The 16,775-nt window shown below is 63.3% G+C and carries 11 protein-coding genes and 5 tRNA genes; 13 read left to right on the top strand and 3 right to left on the bottom strand.

Features of this window, described 5'->3' with window-relative positions:
- Positions 1-12: 12 nt before the first annotated feature.
- Both ACOYR4_RS15635 and hpnC read right to left on the bottom strand, forming a co-directional pair.
- Positions 13-1,422, bottom strand: coding sequence for an L-serine ammonia-lyase (locus ACOYR4_RS15635; RefSeq protein WP_295940893.1), 1,410 nt, complete (start codon positions 1,420-1,422; stop codon positions 13-15).
- A gap of 302 nt (positions 1,423-1,724) precedes the next feature.
- A complete protein-coding gene (gene hpnC, locus ACOYR4_RS15630; protein ID WP_422847243.1) occupies positions 1,725-2,633 on the bottom strand; it encodes a squalene synthase HpnC in 909 nt (302 codons plus the stop codon).
- Positions 2,634-2,876: 243 nt separating this feature from the next.
- Between hpnC and ACOYR4_RS15625 the strand changes: the two genes are divergently transcribed.
- From ACOYR4_RS15625 to ACOYR4_RS15565, 13 genes are all read left to right on the top strand, one after another.
- Complete coding sequence (locus tag ACOYR4_RS15625; protein ID WP_110961317.1) at positions 2,877-4,100, top strand: efflux RND transporter periplasmic adaptor subunit; 1,224 nt, start codon at positions 2,877-2,879, stop codon at positions 4,098-4,100.
- Positions 4,101-4,108: 8 nt separating this feature from the next.
- Positions 4,109-7,291 carry an efflux RND transporter permease subunit gene (locus ACOYR4_RS15620; protein ID WP_422847242.1) on the top strand — a complete coding sequence of 1,061 codons (3,183 nt, stop codon included), beginning with the start codon at positions 4,109-4,111 and terminating at the stop codon, positions 7,289-7,291.
- A gap of 90 nt (positions 7,292-7,381) precedes the next feature.
- Positions 7,382-7,468, top strand: a tRNA-Leu gene (locus ACOYR4_RS15615).
- 75 nt (positions 7,469-7,543) lie between these two features.
- Positions 7,544-8,857, top strand: a complete 1,314-nt coding sequence (gene tig, locus ACOYR4_RS15610; RefSeq protein WP_015014886.1) for a trigger factor — start codon at positions 7,544-7,546, stop codon at positions 8,855-8,857.
- A gap of 134 nt (positions 8,858-8,991) precedes the next feature.
- The gene (gene clpP, locus ACOYR4_RS15605; protein WP_015014885.1) at positions 8,992-9,600 is read left to right on the top strand and encodes an ATP-dependent Clp endopeptidase proteolytic subunit ClpP; all 609 of its coding nucleotides are present in this window, start codon (positions 8,992-8,994) and stop codon (positions 9,598-9,600) included.
- A 102-nt stretch (positions 9,601-9,702) separates the two neighbouring features.
- On the top strand, positions 9,703-10,968 hold the full coding sequence (gene clpX / locus ACOYR4_RS15600) for an ATP-dependent Clp protease ATP-binding subunit ClpX (protein ID WP_015014884.1): 1,266 nt from the start codon (positions 9,703-9,705) through the stop codon (positions 10,966-10,968).
- A gap of 188 nt (positions 10,969-11,156) precedes the next feature.
- Positions 11,157-13,598 (top strand): endopeptidase La, encoded by a 2,442-nt coding sequence (lon, locus tag ACOYR4_RS15595; RefSeq protein WP_422847241.1) that lies wholly within the window; start codon positions 11,157-11,159, stop codon positions 13,596-13,598.
- An 85-nt stretch (positions 13,599-13,683) separates the two neighbouring features.
- Positions 13,684-13,759, top strand: a tRNA-Gly gene (locus tag ACOYR4_RS15590).
- A gap of 58 nt (positions 13,760-13,817) precedes the next feature.
- A tRNA-Cys gene (locus tag ACOYR4_RS15585) sits at positions 13,818-13,891 on the top strand.
- A gap of 181 nt (positions 13,892-14,072) precedes the next feature.
- Positions 14,073-14,148: transfer RNA gene (locus ACOYR4_RS15580), tRNA-Gly, on the top strand.
- 153 nt (positions 14,149-14,301) lie between these two features.
- A tRNA-Leu gene (locus ACOYR4_RS15575) sits at positions 14,302-14,394 on the top strand.
- A 13-nt stretch (positions 14,395-14,407) separates the two neighbouring features.
- Positions 14,408-15,040: a DUF6806 family protein gene (locus ACOYR4_RS15570; protein WP_015014841.1), complete on the top strand. Its 633-nt coding sequence runs from the start codon at positions 14,408-14,410 to the stop codon at positions 15,038-15,040.
- Positions 15,041-15,199: 159 nt separating this feature from the next.
- A complete protein-coding gene (locus ACOYR4_RS15565) occupies positions 15,200-15,724 on the top strand; it encodes a M48 family metallopeptidase (RefSeq protein ID WP_209820033.1) in 525 nt (174 codons plus the stop codon).
- A 102-nt stretch (positions 15,725-15,826) separates the two neighbouring features.
- Here the strand turns inward: ACOYR4_RS15565 and murI are convergent, their stop codons facing one another.
- Complete coding sequence (gene murI / locus ACOYR4_RS15560; protein ID WP_209820034.1) at positions 15,827-16,705, bottom strand: glutamate racemase; 879 nt, start codon at positions 16,703-16,705, stop codon at positions 15,827-15,829.
- Between the last annotated feature and the right edge of the window lie 70 nt (positions 16,706-16,775).

Below are 16,775 nucleotides of genomic sequence, written 5' to 3'. Positions count from 1 at the left end.
GGGCGGCGCGGTTCAGCATTCGACCACATTCACCGCCAGCCCGCCGCGCGATGTCTCCTTGTATTTCACCTTCATGTCCGCGCCGGTCTGCATCATGGTCTTGATGACCTTGTCGAGCGAGACCACGTGCTGCCCATCGCCGCGCAGCGCCATGCGGGCGGCGTTGATGGCCTTGATCGCGCCCATGGCGTTGCGCTCGATACAGGGGATCTGCACCAGCCCGCCCACGGGGTCGCAGGTCATGCCCAGGTTGTGCTCCATGCCGATCTCGGCCGCGTTCTCCACCTGCTCGGGCGTGCCGCCCATCACGGCGGCCAGTGCGCCGGCGGCCATGGAGCACGCCACGCCCACCTCGCCCTGGCAGCCGACCTCGGCGCCCGAGAGAGAGGCGTTCTCCTTGTAGATGATGCCGATGGCGCCTGCGGTGAGCAAAAAGGTGGCAATGCCGTCGTCGTTGGCCGGGATGGGGCCCTGCAGAAAGTTGACGTAGTAGTGCAGCACGGCCGGGATCACGCCTGCCGCGCCGTTGGTGGGCGCCGTCACCACGCGGCCGCCAGCGGCGTTTTCTTCGTTCACGGCCATGGCGTACAGGTTCACCCAGTCCAGCATGGAGAGCGGGTCGCGCAGGGCGGCCTCGGGCGAGCGGCTCAGGTTCTTGTGCAGCTCGGCCGCACGCCGGCGCACATGCATGGGGCCGGGCAGGGTGCCGGTGCTGGCGCAGCCGCGCTGCACGGCGCCCGCCATGGTCTGCCAGATGGCCAGCAGCTGGCGCCGCACCTCGGCCGGGCTGCGCCAGTGCTGTTCGTTGGCGGCCATGAGCTGGGCCATGCTCAGGCCCGTAGTGCGGCACTGCGCCAGCAGCTCGGCCCCGGTGCGGAACGGGTGTGGCAGGCCCTGGCCATGGCCTGCGGTGTCGGCGCTCGCGCTGGCTGGGGTGTTGAGCACACGCTGCCCGGCTGCATCGACCACAAAGCCGCCGCCCACGGAGTAGTACTCGCGCATAGCGATGTCGTTGCCCTGCGCATCCAGTGCATGGAACGCCATGCCGTTGGGGTGCAGCGGCAGGCTTTTGCGGCGAAACAGCAGGTGGTCCTTTTCGACAAACGGCACGGCATGCTCGCCCAGCAACGCCAGCGTGCCGCTCTGGCGGATCTGTGCGATGGCGGGGGCGATCTGGTCGGGGTCGATATGGTCTGGCTCATGCCCGGCCAAGCCGAGCAGCACGGCCCGGTCGGTGCCGTGGCCCACGCCGGTGGCCGAGAGGGAGCCGAACAGCTCCACCGTGACCTGGTGCACGGCCGCCAGGCCGACGGTGTCGCGCACATGGCAGGCAAACTGCCGGGCCGCAATCATGGGCCCCACGGTGTGGGAGCTGGACGGCCCGATGCCGATCTTGAAGAGGTCGAAAACGCTGACGGACATGGTGGGGGTGACCCTGGCTCAAAAGAAGTGCCGCAACGCTTGTGGCGCGCGGGCACGGGCCGGCAGGGTGGGGCGCTGGCCGCCGCCCTGCCACGGTGGCCGCGAGGCTAACCGGGTGCGGTGGCCGGGGCATGCTCGCTATCCCTGCCCCGGCCGGGCCGAGTGCGCGGACTATCTCGGCCATTTGCTATTAATTGGATAGCTTGTGACGTATATAAATCAAGCGCTACAGGTCGTTTTGGCACTGCATGGCGCTCGGGCGGGCAAGTGTGTGAGCCCGTCTTGCGGCCCATGAATCTTTCTTACATCACCAGCGCGCGGCCCAGCATCACGCACCAGTCCCACCCACGGAGCTTGGGCCGGGTGTGCAGGCTGCCCCCTTTGAGGGCATCGACCTTGTCGAGGATGCGCAGGCCGCCTTGCACGACCAGCCGCAGCTCCCAGCCGGCGCGGCCGGGCAGGCGGTGCACCAGGGGGACGCCGCTCTGCATCATGGTGCGGGCCCAGTGGGCGCAGTCGGCAATCAGGCGGGCGTTCTCGCGGGTGCTTTGCAGCGCCAGCAGCTCGGACTGGCAGGCGCCATAGGTCGCGCAGTCGGAGCGGGGCAAATAGTGGCGCCCCCGGGGAATGTCCACGGACAGGTCCTGCCAGAAGTTGATGAGTTGCAGCGCGGTGCAGATGGCGTCGCTCTGGCGCAGCGCCTCGGCGTCGTGCACGCCATACAGGTGCAGCAGCAGCCGGCCCACGGGGTTGGCCGAGCGGCGGCAGTAGTCCAGCAGCTCGTCGCGGTCGGCGTAGCCTTCTCCGTCACGGGTTTTCTCCACGTCCTGGGCAAAGGCGCTCAGCAGGTCTTCCAGCAGCGGCACGGGCAGCTGGTGGCTGCGCAATACGCCTTGCAGCGGCAAAAACACGCTGGCCCAGCGGGGCGAGGGCGCCTGGCCCTGGGCGATCGCGCGCAGATCGGCCAGGTAAGCGGCCAGGTCTGCCAGCCGGGCGGCGGGCAGGGCATCGCCTTCGTCGGCAATGTCGTCCGCCGTGCGCGCAAAGCCGTAGATGGCGGCAATCGGCTGGCGCAGGTGGGGCGGGCACAACAGGGATGCGACCGGGAAGTTTTCGTAATGGGTCACGGGGGGCGCCACCGCATCAGTCGCAGTGGGCTGTGGCGCGGAGGCTGCGCCGGGTTGGGGAGAGGGGCTGGGACGGTCGTTCACACCCCGGATTGTCGCTTGACAAGCTCAAGGGCTTCTCATAGATTACTAACCGGTCAGTCAGTAATCATAAAAACCAATCCAGTGGGGGACAAGGCGGCTGGCCCCTGCACCTGTTCACAAGCGCCCTGCATGGCTGCGGGTCGCCGGTTGGCGGGTGCCTGGTGTACCGTCGCTGCGCGGGCGCTCCGGCCTGCGTTTTGCTTGCTGATCCTTGTGGCCCCTTCTTTTTTCACCGGATTTCCCATGCGCACTTCCTCCGCCCTGCGGCCCTTTTCACGGCATTCCAGGCTTTTGCTGGTGCTGGCCACCGCTACCGTGCTGGCCGCCTGTTCGCGTCCCGCACCGCCCGAGGAGCCCGTGCGCTCCGTCAAACTGATGACGGTGGGCGTGGGTGCGCTGCAGTCCAGCCTGGAGTATTCGGGCGAGGTGCGCGCGCGGGTGGAGTCGCGCCTGGGCTTTCGGGTGGCGGGCAAGATCGTGCAGCGCCAGGCCGAGCTGGGCCAGCGCGTGAAGGCAGGCCAGGTGCTGGCGCAACTGGACCCCAAGGACTACCAGCTGGCGGCTGACGCAGCGCGTGCGCAGGTGGCGTCGGCCACCACGCAGCGCGACCTGGCGGCGGCAGACCTCAAGCGCTACCAGGCGCTGAAAGACCAGAACTTCATCAGCGGTGCCGAGCTGGAACGCCGCGAGGCCACGCTCAAGGCCGCCCAGGCCACCCTCGACCAGGCGCGTGCCCAGCTGTCGTCGCAGGGCAACCAGGCTGCTTACACCACGCTGGTGGCGGATGTGTCGGGCGTGGTGACGGGTATCGATGCCGAGCCGGGCCAGGTGGTGTCGGCCGGCGCCCCGGTGGTGCGCATTGCGCAGGATGGCCCGCGCGACGTGGTGTTTGCCGTGCCGGAAGACAAGGTGGCGCAGATCACGACGGGCTCCGAGGTCGCCGTGCGTGGCTGGTCGGGTGGCAGCACGCTGACAGGCCGTGTGCGCGAGGTGGCTGCGAGCGCCGACGCGGCGACCCGCACATTCCAAGTCAAGGTGGCCATTGACGCGGCCGACGCCCCAGCGCTGGGCGCCACCGTGTACGCCACGCCCAAGGCGCTGAGCCACGCCGGCATTGCCGCCATCAAGCTGCCCACCAGCGCGCTGCGGCAGGAGGGCCAGTCCACCGCCGTTTGGGTATACGACCCTGCAACCAGCACCGTCAAGTCGCAGGTGGTGCAGATCGCCACGGCCGATGGCAACGATGCCGTGGTGGCCGGGGGACTGACCCCCGGCATGCAGGTGGTGGCCACCGGCGTGCATGTGCTGTCTCCCGGTCAAAAAGTGACGGTATACCAGCCAAAAGTGGCCCAGGCGCCGGTGAATAAAGCGCAAACAGCTCCTGAATCTGTAGCAATGCCAGCGGTGCCCTCGGCTCCTGCAACCGCTGCTGCACCCGCCACCGCCACGGCCTCTGCCGCCAACTGAGGCCCGCCATGACGCAAATCCAACCCAAAGAGGGGTTCAACCTCTCCAAATGGGCGCTCGACCATCCCGCGCTCACCCGCTACCTCATGGTGGTGCTGATGCTGCTGGGCTTTGCGGCCTACTTCCAGCTGGGGCAGGACGAAGACCCGCCTTTTACCTTCCGTGCCATGGTGGTGCGCACCTACTGGCCCGGTGCCACAGCCCAGCAGGTGGCCGAGCAGGTCACCGACAAGATCGAGCGCACGCTGCAAGAGGTGCCATACGCGGACAAGATTCGCAGCTACTCCAAGCCCGGCGAGTCGCAGATCATTTTCCAGATCAAGGACTCCTCCAAGCCCGGCGACGTGGCCAATGTCTGGTACAGCGTGCGCAAGAAGGTGGGCGACATGCGCTACACCTTGCCGCAGGGCATCCAGGGCCCGTTCTTCAATGACGACTTCGGGGACGTGTATGGCGTGATCTACGCGCTGGAGTCCGAGGGCTTCAGCTACGCCGAGCTCAAGCAGTTTGCCGATGATGCACGCCAGCAGCTGCTGCGCGTGCCCGATGTGGCGAAGGTCGAGCTGTTTGGCGTGCAGGACGAAAAGCTCTTCATCGAGATCTCGCAAAAGCGCCTGTCGCAACTGGGCCTGGACATGAATCAGGTGCTTGCCCAGCTGGGCCAGCAAAACGCTGTGGAGAGCGCGGGCACCATTCAGACGCCGCAAGACCAGGTGCAGGTGCGTGTGCAAGGTCAGTTCAACGCCATCGAGGACCTGCGCGCGATGCCGATCCGTGGCCCTTCGGGCGCGCAACTGCGGCTGGGCGACATCGCTGAAGTGCAGCGCGGCTATGTGGACCCACCGGGCGTGAAGGTGCGCCACCAGGGCCGCGAGGTAATCGCGCTGGGCGTCTCCATGGCCAAGGGCGGCGACATCATTGCGCTGGGCAAGGCGCTGCACACGGCCACCGACCGCATCGGCGCCACGCTGCCGGCCGGTGTGAATCTGGTCAATGTGCAGGACCAGCCCAAGGCGGTGTCCACCTCGGTGAATGAATTCGTCAAGGTGCTGATCGAGGCCGTGGTCATCGTGCTGGCGGTCAGCTTCATCAGCCTGGGATTTCACAAGCGCCCCGGCAACAACCCGCTGTGGAAGCGCTGGTACATCGACCCCCGCCCGGGGCTGGTGGTGGGCATCACCATCCCGCTGGTGCTGGCCGTCACGTTCCTGGCCATGTGGTACTGGGGCATCGGGCTGCACAAGATCTCGCTGGGCTCGCTGATCATCGCGCTGGGCCTGCTGGTGGACGACGCCATCATTGCGGTCGAGATGATGGTGCTCAAGCTCGAAGAGGGCTATGACAAGGTGCGCGCCGCCACCTTCGCCTACGAGATCACGGCCATGCCCATGCTCACGGGCACCTTGATCACGGCGGCGGGCTTCTTGCCCATCGGACTGGCCAAGTCCACCACGGGCGAATACACCTTTGCCATCTTTGCCGTGACGGTGATTGCGCTGGTGCTCAGCTGGTTCGTGTCGGTCTACTTTGTGCCTTACCTGGGCACGCTGCTGCTCAAGGTGCCTCCCCATGTGCTGGCCGCCCAGGCCAACAAGGGCATCACCGACGATCCGCATGAGGTGTTTGACAGTCCGTTCTATCGCAGCTTCCGCCGTCTGGTGGACTGGTGCGTGCAGCACCGCTGGATCACCATCGGTGCGACCATCCTCACTTTTGCCCTGGGCATCGTGGGCATGGGCAAGGTGCAGCAGCAGTTCTTTCCGGATTCCAGCCGGCCCGAGATTCTGGTGGACATCTGGTTCCCGGAAGGCACGTCGTTCGCAGGCAACGAGGCCGTCACCAAACGCGTGGAGCAGCGCCTGCTGTCCGAGCCAGGCGTGAATACGGTGAGCACCTGGGTAGGCTCTGGCGTGCCGCGTTTTTATCTGCCGCTGGACCAGGTGTTCCCGCAGAGCAACGTGTCGCAGTTCATCGTGGTGCCCCAAGACCTGAAGGTGCGCGAATCGCTGCGTGTGAAGCTGCCTGCGCTGCTGGCGCAGGAGTTCCCGGAAGTGCGCGGGCGCGTCAAGCTGCTGCCCAACGGGCCGCCCGTGCCTTATCCCGTTCAGTTCCGCGTGGTGGGACCTGATCCGCTGGTACTGCGCGAGCGTGCGGACGAGGTCAAGGCCCAGCTGCGCCAGAATCCCAACATGCGCGGGGTGAACGACAACTGGAACGAGTCCGTGAAGGTGCTGCGCCTGGAAGTCGACCAGGCCAAGGCACGCGCCCTGGGCGTGACCAGCCAGTCCATCGCACAGGCGTCCAAGACCATTCTGTCGGGCACGCAGGTTGGCCAGTACCGCGAGGGCGACAAGCTCATCGACATCCTGCTGCGCCAGCCGCTGGATGAGCGCAATGCCATCACCGACATCGCCAACGCCTATCTGCCCACGGCGTCGGGCAAGTCGATCCCGCTCACGCAGATCGCCAAGCCCGTGTTCACCTGGGAGCCCGGCGTGATGTGGCGCGAGAACCGCGACTACGCCATCACCGTGCAGGGCGACGTGACCGAGGGCCTGCAGGGCGCGACGGTGACGGCGGCACTGCTGCCATCCCTCAAGGAGATCGAGGCCAAGTGGCGGTCGGCGGGGCAGACGGGTTACCGCATCGAGGTGGCGGGCGCCGTGGAGGAAAGCTCCAAGGGCTCGGCGTCCATTGCGGCGGGGCTTCCGATCATGCTGTTCATTACCTTCACGCTGCTGATGCTGCAACTGCACAGCTTCAGCCGCGCGATGCTGGTGTTCCTCACCGGGCCGCTGGGCATGGCGGGTGTGGCGGCGTCCCTGCTGCTGCTCAACCGGCCGTTTGGGTTCGTGGCGCTGCTGGGCGTGATCGCGCTCATGGGCATGATCCAGCGCAATTCGGTGATCCTGATCGACCAGATCGAGCAGGACCGCGCTCGGGGCGTGCCTGCATGGGATGCGATTGTGGAATCGGCCGTGCGTCGTTTGCGCCCCATCGTGCTCACGGCCGCGGCCGCGGTGCTGGCCATGATCCCGCTGTCGCGCAGCGTGTTCTGGGGCCCGATGGCTGTGGCCATCATGGGCGGGCTGGTGGTGGCCACGGTGCTCACGCTGCTGGCACTGCCTGCGATGTACGCGGCCTGGTTCCGTGTCAAGCGGCCTGCGCCAGAGGTTCCTGGGGCGGCTTGACCGGCAGGGCTTCCGCATCAGGTAAAATAGAAGGTTGACCGATTTCACACAGGCGGCAGCTCAGCTTGCCGCCTGTTTGTTTGTAGAACCGCGCGGGTGGCGAAATTGGTAGACGCACCAGGTTTAGGTCCTGACGCCAGCAATGGTGTGGGGGTTCGAGTCCCCCCCCGCGCACCACCCATGTGAGACTTTGCGGAACACGGCGCTGCTGCGCTGCAGCCAGCACGATCCACATTCATAAGAGGAATAGCCATGGCCGTTACTGTTGAAACCCTTGAGAAGCTCGAGCGCAAGATCACGCTGAGCGTGCCCGTCACCCTGATCCAGTCCGAAGTGGACACGCGCCTCAAGCGCCTGGCCCGTACGGTCAAGATGGACGGCTTCCGTCCCGGCAAGGTGCCCATGAACGTGGTTGCCCAGCGTTATGGCTACTCGGTGCAGTACGAAGTGCTGAACGACAAGGTGGGTGAGGCTTTTGCCGTGGCTGCGAACGAAGCCAACCTGCGCGTGGCCGGTCAGCCCCGCATCACCGAAAAGGAAGGCGCTCCCGAGGGCCAGGTCACGTTTGACGCCGTCTTTGAAGTGTTCCCCGAAGTCAAGATCGCAGACCTGTCGGACGCCGAAGTCGAAAAGCTGTCCTCCGAAGTGACCGACAGCGCCATCGACAAGACCCTGGACATCCTGCGCAAGCAGCGCCGCAGCTTCGCCCAGCGCGCCCTGGACGCCGCTGCGCAAGACGGTGACCGCGTGACCGTGGACTTCGAAGGCAAGATCGACGGCGAACCCTTCGATGGCGGCAAGGCCGAAGACTTCCAGTTCCTGGTCGGCGAAGGCCAGATGCTCAAGGAGTTTGAAGACGCCGTGCGCGGCATGAAGTCTGGCGAAAGCAAGACGTTCCCCCTGGCTTTCCCCGCCGAGTACCACGGCAAGGACGTCGCCGGCAAGACCGCCGACTTCCTGGTGACCATCAAGAAGATCGAAGCAGCCCATCTGCCCGAAGTGAACGACGCCCTGGCCAAGTCGCTCGGCATCGCCGACGGTTCCGTGGAAGGCCTGCGCGCTGACATCAAGAAGAACCTGGAGCGCGAAGTCAAGTTCCGCCTGCTGGCCCGCAACAAGGCTGCCGTGATGGACGCCCTGGTGTCCAAGGCCGAGCTGGACCTGCCCAACGCCAGCATCCAGGCCGAAATCGCCCGCCTGATGGAAGGCGCACGCGCTGAACTCAAGCAACGCGGTGTCAAGGATGCCGACAAGGCAGAAATCCCTGAAGACGTGTTCCGTCCTCAGGCAGAGCGCCGCGTGCGTCTGGGCCTGGTGCTGGCCGAGCTGGTGCGCGCCAACGAACTGCAGGCCAAGCCCGAGCAGCTCAAGGCCCACATCGACGAGCTGGCTGCCAGCTACGAGAAGCCCGAAGACGTGGTGCGCTGGTACTTCGGCGACCGCCAGCGTCTGGCCGAAGTCGAAGCCGTTGTCATCGAGAACAATGTGACCGAGTTCGTGCTGTCCAAGGCCAAGGTGGTTGAGAAGGCCATTTCCTTCGACGACCTGATGGCGCAGCAGGGCTGATAGGCCCTCGGGCCGGGCGGCCTGCTTCGTGCAACTGCCCGGTTCTGGTTGTCAAGACACACCAGGGGCTTGTGCTTTCGTGCACAAGCCCCAATTCATTTCTGGGTACAGTACCTGCTTGACTGGAGAAATACATGAGCGCATTGGAAACACAAGGCCTGGGCATGGTCCCCATGGTCATCGAGCAGTCGGGCCGTGGCGAACGGTCCTATGACATCTACTCGCGCCTGCTCAAGGAGCGCGTGATTTTTCTGGTGGGGCCGGTCAATGACCAGACGGCCAACCTGGTGGTGGCACAGCTGCTGTTCCTGGAGAGCGAAAACCCCGACAAGGACATCTCGTTCTACATCAACTCGCCCGGCGGTTCGGTGAGTGCCGGTATGGCGATCTTTGACACCATGAACTTCATCAAGCCCGATGTTTCGACCCTGTGCACGGGCATGGCGGCCAGCATGGGCGCGTTCCTGCTGGCGGCGGGCGCCAAGGGCAAGCGTTTTGCGCTGCCCAACTCCAAGGTCATGATCCACCAGCCTCTGGGCGGCATGCAAGGCCAGGCGACCGAGATCGAAATCCACGCCCGCGAGATCCTCAAGACCCGCGAGCAGCTCAACAAGATCCTCGCCGAGCGCACCGGCCAGCCGCTGGAGAAGATCCAGCGCGACACCGAGCGTGACTATTTCCTCTCGGCTGACGAGGCCAAGGACTATGGTTTGGTCGATCAAGTGATCAGCCAGCGCGCCTGATCGCCCGAGGGCGGCGAAGCGGCGTTTTCCCGAGGGGAAGACGCCGTTTTTTATTTGGTTATCATCCCGACAACTTTCCGAAACAAGCAAGGCATTGCCCCCATGGCCGAGAAAAAAGGCTCTTCCAGCGAAAAAACCCTTTACTGCTCTTTCTGCGGCAAAAGCCAGCATGAAGTGAAGAAGCTGATCGCCGGTCCGTCGGTCTTTATCTGCGACGAGTGCATTGACCTGTGCAACGAGATCATCCGCGACGAACTGCCGGCGGGTGATCTGGCCCGCGAAGGCCGCAGCGACCTGCCCACGCCGGTCGAGATCAAGGCCAACCTGGACAACTATGTGATTGGGCAGGACGTGGCCAAGCGCACACTGGCCGTGGCGGTGTACAACCACTACAAGCGCCTGCGCCACAAGGACAAGGCCCACAAGGACGATGTGGAGCTGTCTAAGAGCAACATCCTGCTGATCGGCCCCACGGGCTCGGGTAAGACGCTTTTGGCGCAGACCTTGGCGCGCATGCTGGATGTGCCCTTTGTGATGGCCGACGCCACCACACTGACGGAGGCGGGCTATGTGGGCGAGGACGTCGAAAACATCGTCCAGAAGCTGCTGCAGAGCTGCAACTACGAAGTCGAGCGCGCCCAGCGCGGCATCGTCTACATCGACGAAATCGACAAAATTTCGCGCAAGTCCGACAACCCCAGCATCACGCGCGACGTGTCGGGCGAAGGCGTGCAGCAAGCGCTGCTCAAGCTCATTGAAGGCACCATGGCCAGCGTGCCGCCACAAGGGGGGCGCAAGCATCCGAATCAGGACTTCCTGCAGATTGACACGACCAACATCTTGTTCATCTGCGGTGGTGCCTTCGCCGGGCTGGAAAAAGTCATCGAGAACCGCACCGAGGCGTCGGGCATCGGGTTCGGCGCGTCGGTCAAGAGCAAGAAGCAGCGTTCTCTCACCGAGGTGTTCACCGAGATCGAGCCGGAAGACCTCATCAAGTTTGGTCTGATCCCTGAGCTGGTGGGCCGGATGCCTGTGGTGACGGCGCTGGCCGAGCTGAGTGAGGATGCGCTCGTGCAGATCCTGACAGAGCCCAAGAATGCGCTCGTCAAGCAGTACAGCAAGCTTCTGGCAATGGAAGGTGTAGACCTTGAAATTCGCCCGGCTGCCCTGAAAGCCATCGCACGCAAGGCGTTGGCCCGCAAGACGGGCGCGCGGGGTCTTCGCTCCATCCTGGAGCAAGCGCTGATTGGCACCATGTTCGACTTGCCTAATACCAGCAACGTCGAAAAGGTGGTGGTGGACGAGTCCACCATCGAAGAAAACAAGCCGCCGCTGCTCGTCTACCGCGAAGCAGCCAAGAAGGCCTGAAAAGGCGTGCAGAAGTCCGCTGGTGCCTCCATGGATCAGCCGGATTTCTTCACGCGGTCTGAGATGACCGGAGCGGGCGTCCTGTGGCCGCCCTTCGAACCATCAACCCTTGCGCCAGTACGGCTGCGTGCGAGGGTTGAAAATCCCCACATGTGGACCCACTTCCACAGAGCACTTTGAGGATTTCCATGTCCGGACATACCCCCCTGCCAGCTACCCCCCTTGACCTGCCGCTGTTGCCTTTGCGTGACGTGGTGGTGTTCCCCCACATGGTGATCCCGCTTTTTGTGGGCCGCCCCAAGAGCATCAAGGCTCTGGAGATGGCCATGGAGGCCGACCGCCGCATCATGCTGGTGGCCCAAAAGGCCGCAGCCAAGGATGAGCCTTCGGTGGCGGACATGTTCGATGTGGGCTGTGTCTCCACCATCTTGCAGATGCTCAAGCTGCCCGACGGCACCGTGAAGGTGCTGGTGGAAGGCCAGCAGCGCGCTCTGGTGACGTCGATTGAAGATGCGGAGTCGCTCTTCATGGCCTCCGTGACGCCGGTGGAGGCCACGCCGGACGCCAACAAGCCCAGCGAAATTGAGGCCCTGCGGCGTGCCGTGATGCAGCAGTTTGACCAGTACGTCAAGCTCAACAAGAAGATTCCGCCCGAGATTCTGACTTCCATCTCCAGCATTGACGATCCCGGCCGTCTGGCGGACACCATCGCTGCGCACCTGCCCCTCAAGCTCGAAAACAAGCAGGTGGTGCTGGACCTGTCGGACGTGAAGGCGCGCCTCGAAAACCTGTTCGAGCAGCTGGACCGCGAGGTGGATATCCTCAACGTGGACAAGAAGATCCGTGGCCGTGTCAAGCGCCAGATGGAGAAGAACCAGCGTGACTTCTACCTGAACGAGCAGGTCAAGGCCATCCAGAAGGAACTGGGTGAGGGCGACGAGGGGGCGGACATCGAGGAGATCGAGAAAAAGATCAAGCTCGCCAAGATGCCAGCTGAGGCGCGCAAGAAGGCAGAGGCTGAGCTCAAGAAGCTCAAGCTGATGTCGCCCATGTCGGCCGAAGCGACGGTGGTGCGTAACTACATCGACGTGCTCACTGCGCTGCCGTGGAGCAAGAAGACCAAGATCAAGCACGACCTCGTGAATGCCGAGGGTGTGCTCAACGAAGATCACTACGGTCTCGACAAGGTCAAGGACCGCATCTTGGAATACCTCGCGGTACAGCAGCGCGTGGACAAGGTGAAAGCGCCTATCCTGTGCCTGGTGGGACCTCCTGGCGTGGGCAAGACCTCGCTGGGTCAGTCCATTGCCAAAGCCACCGGACGCAAGTATGTGCGCATGGCGCTGGGCGGCATGCGCGACGAAGCCGAGATTCGCGGGCACCGCCGCACCTACATCGGCGCACTGCCGGGCAAGGTGCTGCAGAGTCTTTCGAAAGTTGGTACGCGCAATCCGTTGTTCCTGCTCGACGAGATCGACAAACTGGGCACGGATTTCCGGGGCGACCCGTCCAGCGCGCTGCTGGAGGTGCTGGACCCCGAGCAGAACCACACATTCGGCGACCACTATGTTGAGGTGGACTTCGATCTGTCCGACGTGATGTTCGTTGCCACATCGAACTCGATGAACATTCCGCCAGCGCTGCTGGATCGGATGGAAGTAATTCGCCTGTCGGGCTACACCGAAGACGAGAAGACCAGCATTGCCATGAAGTACCTGCTGCCCAAGCAGCTCAAAAACAATGGCGTGAAGGACGAAGAACTGCTCATCACCGAGCCTGCGGTGCGTGACATGGTGCGTTACTACACCCGTGAAGCGGGCGTGCGCTCGCTGGAGCGCGAGCTGTCCAAAATTTGCCGCAAGGTGGTCAAGGGATTGCAGCTCAAGAAGCTGGAGCCTCAGGTCGTCGTCACCGCCGACAACCTGCCGGACTTTTTGGGCGTACGCAAGTACACCTACGGCCGTGCCGAACTGCAAAACCAAGTGGGGCAGGTGGTGGGCTTGGCCTGGACGGAGGTGGGGGGCGATCTGCTGACCATCGAGGCGGCCATCATGCCTGGCAAGGGAGTGATCACGCGCACAGGTTCCCTGGGCGACGTGATGAAGGAATCCGTGGAGGCGGCCCGTACGGTGGTGCGCAGCCGCGCACGCATGCTGGGCATCAAGGACGAAACGTTCGAGAAGCGCGACATCCATATCCACGTGCCCGATGGCGCCACACCCAAGGACGGCCCCAGCGCCGGGGCCGCAATGACCACGGCCTTTGTCTCGGCCCTCACCGGCATTCCTGTGCGCGGCGATGTGGCGATGACTGGCGAGATCACGCTGCGGGGCGAGGTAACGGCCATCGGCGGCCTCAAGGAAAAGCTGCTGGCCGCTTTGCGCGGCGGCATCAAGACGGTGCTGATCCCTGAAGAGAACGTGAAGGACCTTGCAGAGATTCCGGACAACGTGAAGAGCGGCCTGGAGATCGTGCCTGTGCGCTGGATCGACAAGGTGCTGGAGGTGGCCCTGGAGAGCAAGCCCGTGCCGCTTACGGACGAAGAGGTGGCCGTGGCTGCTGCAGCGGTAGCTGTGTCGACGGATAAAGCCGCAGCGTCGTCTGCCGCCGTCGATGGATTGAAACATTGATGCAAATTTTTTTGGGAGCCCCAAAAAATGCGCTACAATTCATCTCATCGCAGCAAACGTTGTACAATGTAAGGCTTCGATAAATGCGGGAATAGCTCAGTTGGTAGAGCGCAACCTTGCCAAGGTTGAGGTCGAGAGTTCGAGACTCTTTTCCCGCTCCAATTTCCACAAAAAGGGAAGCAATTGCTTCCCTTTTTTGTCAGAGGAATGAGAGTTCCTGGCGCGGTAGCAAAGCGGTTATGCCCCGGATTGCAAATCCGGTTAGTCCGGTTCGACTCCGGACCGCGCCTCCAGATACGGTCTACAGCAGGTAAGTGACGAAGCCCTCAGGGCGAAGACGCAAGCAGAGATCGTTTCATGGGTTGGTAGTTGGATAAAATTTTTTTGGCTTGCAATCGAACACGGTCAAAAAGAGTTATATAATTTGAGGCTTGCTGATAAGCACTAACGGAAACGTTAGAGAAATCAGAAAACGCGGGAATAGCTCAGTTGGTAGAGCGCAACCTTGCCAAGGTTGAGGTCGAGAGTTCGAGACTCTTTTCCCGCTCCATATTTGAAAAGGGAAGCTTAGGCTTCCCTTTTTTCTTGGTGGTCCGGGGCGTGCTGTTTTCAAACAGCGGTCCTGACCAGAGATACGACAGGGCATTGCGCGCATGCGCTGCCCGGGTTACGCTGCAACGCAAGTATGCGCTCAGCAGCCGGCGCCCCGATGGTGAAATTGGTAGACACTGCGGACTTAAAATCCGCCGCTTTCCTGAAAAGGGGCGTGCCGGTTCGACCCCGGCTCGGGGCACCACTACGATTCAATCATGTCAAGTTACAACGCTCCCTTTGAAATCCATGTCCACGGACAGGTCCTCCTGCGGGCTGATGTCGGTTTCGACCAGCTTCAAGAGGCGCTCAAACCGCTGTGGAAGTACGCTGGAGCACGTTCGCTGGCCGACGGTGCCGCCAGTGCCTACGAAGAAGAGCCCGGCATCAAATACGACGCGCAAGAGCATTTGCTGCAGATGTGCTGGACGGTGCGTGGCGATGAGGACTTCCGCCAGTCGCTCGACGAGATGTGCATGAGCCTCAATGAGCTGGCCGAGCAAGGTGCAGCCATCGAGGTCACCTTCTACGACACCGACTTCGATGAAGACGAGGAAGAGCAGGGTGCAGAGTCACGCGACGACTTCGTGATGCTTTTTGTCGGCCCCACGCCCGCTGCCATCATGCAGGTGCAGCGTGATTTGCTGGTGCAAGACGTAGTGAACATGATGGAGCGCCACTTTGATGGCGCCGAACTGGGCGGCGTGGTTGCCGAGATCGACAAGCTTTTCAGCCAGCGCTTCGACGCCCTCGTGAATTCGCTGGAGATTGGCAAACCGCCGCGTGGCCCTGGCGGTCCCAGCGGTGGTCACGGCGGTGGTGGTGGCCGTCGCCCGCGCCACCTGCACTGATCTGCGCCGCCGGTTCGCGGCGCATGCGCTGCTTGTGGGGGCAAGCCCAGCGGCACACCTCACTCATTTCTTCCAGGCATTGGGTGATTTCTCTCGTCGCTTCAATGCGCATGTGCGTTCGCGCTACCCTATGTCCTGGCCATCTCGGCCTTGTTGCCCATGAGCACTGATCTTCCCTATCTGCGTTCCTACCCGGCTTCGTTGCAGGACCAGGCGCGTGATCTGTTGCAGCAGGGCAAGCTCGGGGCGGTTCTGCTGCGCAAATACCCACAGGCGCATGCCGTGCGCAGCGACAAGGCGCTGTATGACTATGCGCAGGAGCTCAAGGCACGCTACCTGCGCAACGCAGGCACGGTCAACAAGGTGCTGTTCGACAACAAGATCCACGTAGTGCGCCATGCACTGGGTTTGCACACCGCTGTGTCACGCGTACAGGGCAACCGGTTGGCAGCCAAACATGAGATTCGCATTGCCGCGATGTTCAAGCAGGCACCCGAAGAGTTCTTGCGCATGATCGTCGTCCATGAACTGGCCCACCTGCGCGAGAAGGACCACGACAAGGCCTTCTACCAGCTCTGTACCCACATGGAGCCTCAGTACCACCAGTACGAATTCGACCTCCGCCTGTACCTCACCCACGTGGAGCAGGCGGGTACGCGACTGTGGGGCTCGGACGCGTCCTGAGGATTCAGGGCTGTCAGCGCATCAGTTGCACCAGCTGATGGTGTTATCAAAAATGATAGCTGTCAGTGCAGATAAAACCTACGCTGGCGGTCTTTCTTCCCATCAAGGCACTGACACGCTCTGGCAGAGCCTGGCAGGCAGGTTCAGCCAGCGCTGGGCCGCTGCCTGCATCATGGCGACAGGGCCGGTGGTGAGCAGTTGTACGGACTCCGGGCCCTCGGGGGATGTGGGCTGCTCGGACGGAGGCAACGCGAGCAGGCCGGCCGCCTCCAAGAGGCGCCGCGTCTGGCGTGCCACAGGTTCACCCGTCTCGATGAACTGGACGTCCGGCCCCACCAGAGCGCGCAACTCGTGGGCCACAAAAATGTAGTGCGTGCAGCCGAGCACCAGAGTGTCCATCTGCCCGGGCCCGGTGCCAAAGCTGCCCATGGCCTGCACGTAGCGTTCGCACAGCGCACCGGTCTCCGTGGCATGGACAGGGCTGTCAGGGGCAGCGGCGGGCAGGGCCACGCTGCGCTCAATGGCGTGCGCCAGACCGTCGCAGGGCTGCACCACAAAATGGGCTTGGTCGGCCAGCGAGGCCATGAGCTTGCCGAACTTGGCACTGGTCAGCGTGCCCCGGGTGCCGATGACACCCACATGCCCTGTTTTGGTCACTGCCAAAGCAGGCTTCACGGCGGGCTCCAGGCCCACCAGGGGCAATTCTGGGTGGCTGCTTCGCACCTCATGGATGGCGGCTGCCGTGGCGGTATTGCATGCCACCACCAGGGCCTTGATGTGGTGCTGCTGGCACAGATACTCGGTGATGGCGTGTGTGCGGGCCGCCACAAAGGCGTCGCCGCGCTCGCCGTAGGGGGCATTGGCACTGTCGGCCAGGTACACGAAGCGCTCGTGGGGCATGGCGGCCAGCAGGGCGCGGAGCACGCTCAGCCCGCCGACGCCGCTGTCAAACACACCGATAGGAGAAGAGGCCTGCGGCATCAGGAAGCCCGTGGTTGGACAAAAGGCTGGATTGTAGGAAAACAGGAAATGCCTGCAGCGTTGGCTTTGG

Source organism: Acidovorax sp. M14, from assembly GCF_049331375.1.
Classification (GTDB): Bacteria; Pseudomonadota; Gammaproteobacteria; order Burkholderiales; family Burkholderiaceae_C; genus Acidovorax.
The sequence above is the reverse complement of the archived record's forward strand: the minus strand, read 5'-3'. Positions and strand labels throughout refer to the sequence as shown.

Coding starts and splice junctions, on each gene's coding strand:
- ACOYR4_RS15620 (WP_422847242.1), top strand. CDS start 4,109: ATGACGCAAATCCAACCCAAAGAGGGGTTCAACCTCTCCAAATGGGCG.
- clpX (WP_015014884.1), top strand. CDS start 9,703: ATGGCCGAGAAAAAAGGCTCTTCCAGCGAAAAAACCCTTTACTGCTCT.
- ACOYR4_RS15625 (WP_110961317.1), top strand. CDS start 2,877: ATGCGCACTTCCTCCGCCCTGCGGCCCTTTTCACGGCATTCCAGGCTT.
- ACOYR4_RS15570 (WP_015014841.1), top strand. CDS start 14,408: ATGTCAAGTTACAACGCTCCCTTTGAAATCCATGTCCACGGACAGGTC.
- clpP (WP_015014885.1), top strand. CDS start 8,992: ATGAGCGCATTGGAAACACAAGGCCTGGGCATGGTCCCCATGGTCATC.
- ACOYR4_RS15565 (WP_209820033.1), top strand. CDS start 15,200: ATGAGCACTGATCTTCCCTATCTGCGTTCCTACCCGGCTTCGTTGCAG.
- tig (WP_015014886.1), top strand. CDS start 7,544: ATGGCCGTTACTGTTGAAACCCTTGAGAAGCTCGAGCGCAAGATCACG.
- lon (WP_422847241.1), top strand. CDS start 11,157: ATGTCCGGACATACCCCCCTGCCAGCTACCCCCCTTGACCTGCCGCTG.
- ACOYR4_RS15635 (WP_295940893.1), bottom strand. CDS start 1,422: ATGTCCGTCAGCGTTTTCGACCTCTTCAAGATCGGCATCGGGCCGTCC.
- murI (WP_209820034.1), bottom strand. CDS start 16,705: ATGCCGCAGGCCTCTTCTCCTATCGGTGTGTTTGACAGCGGCGTCGGC.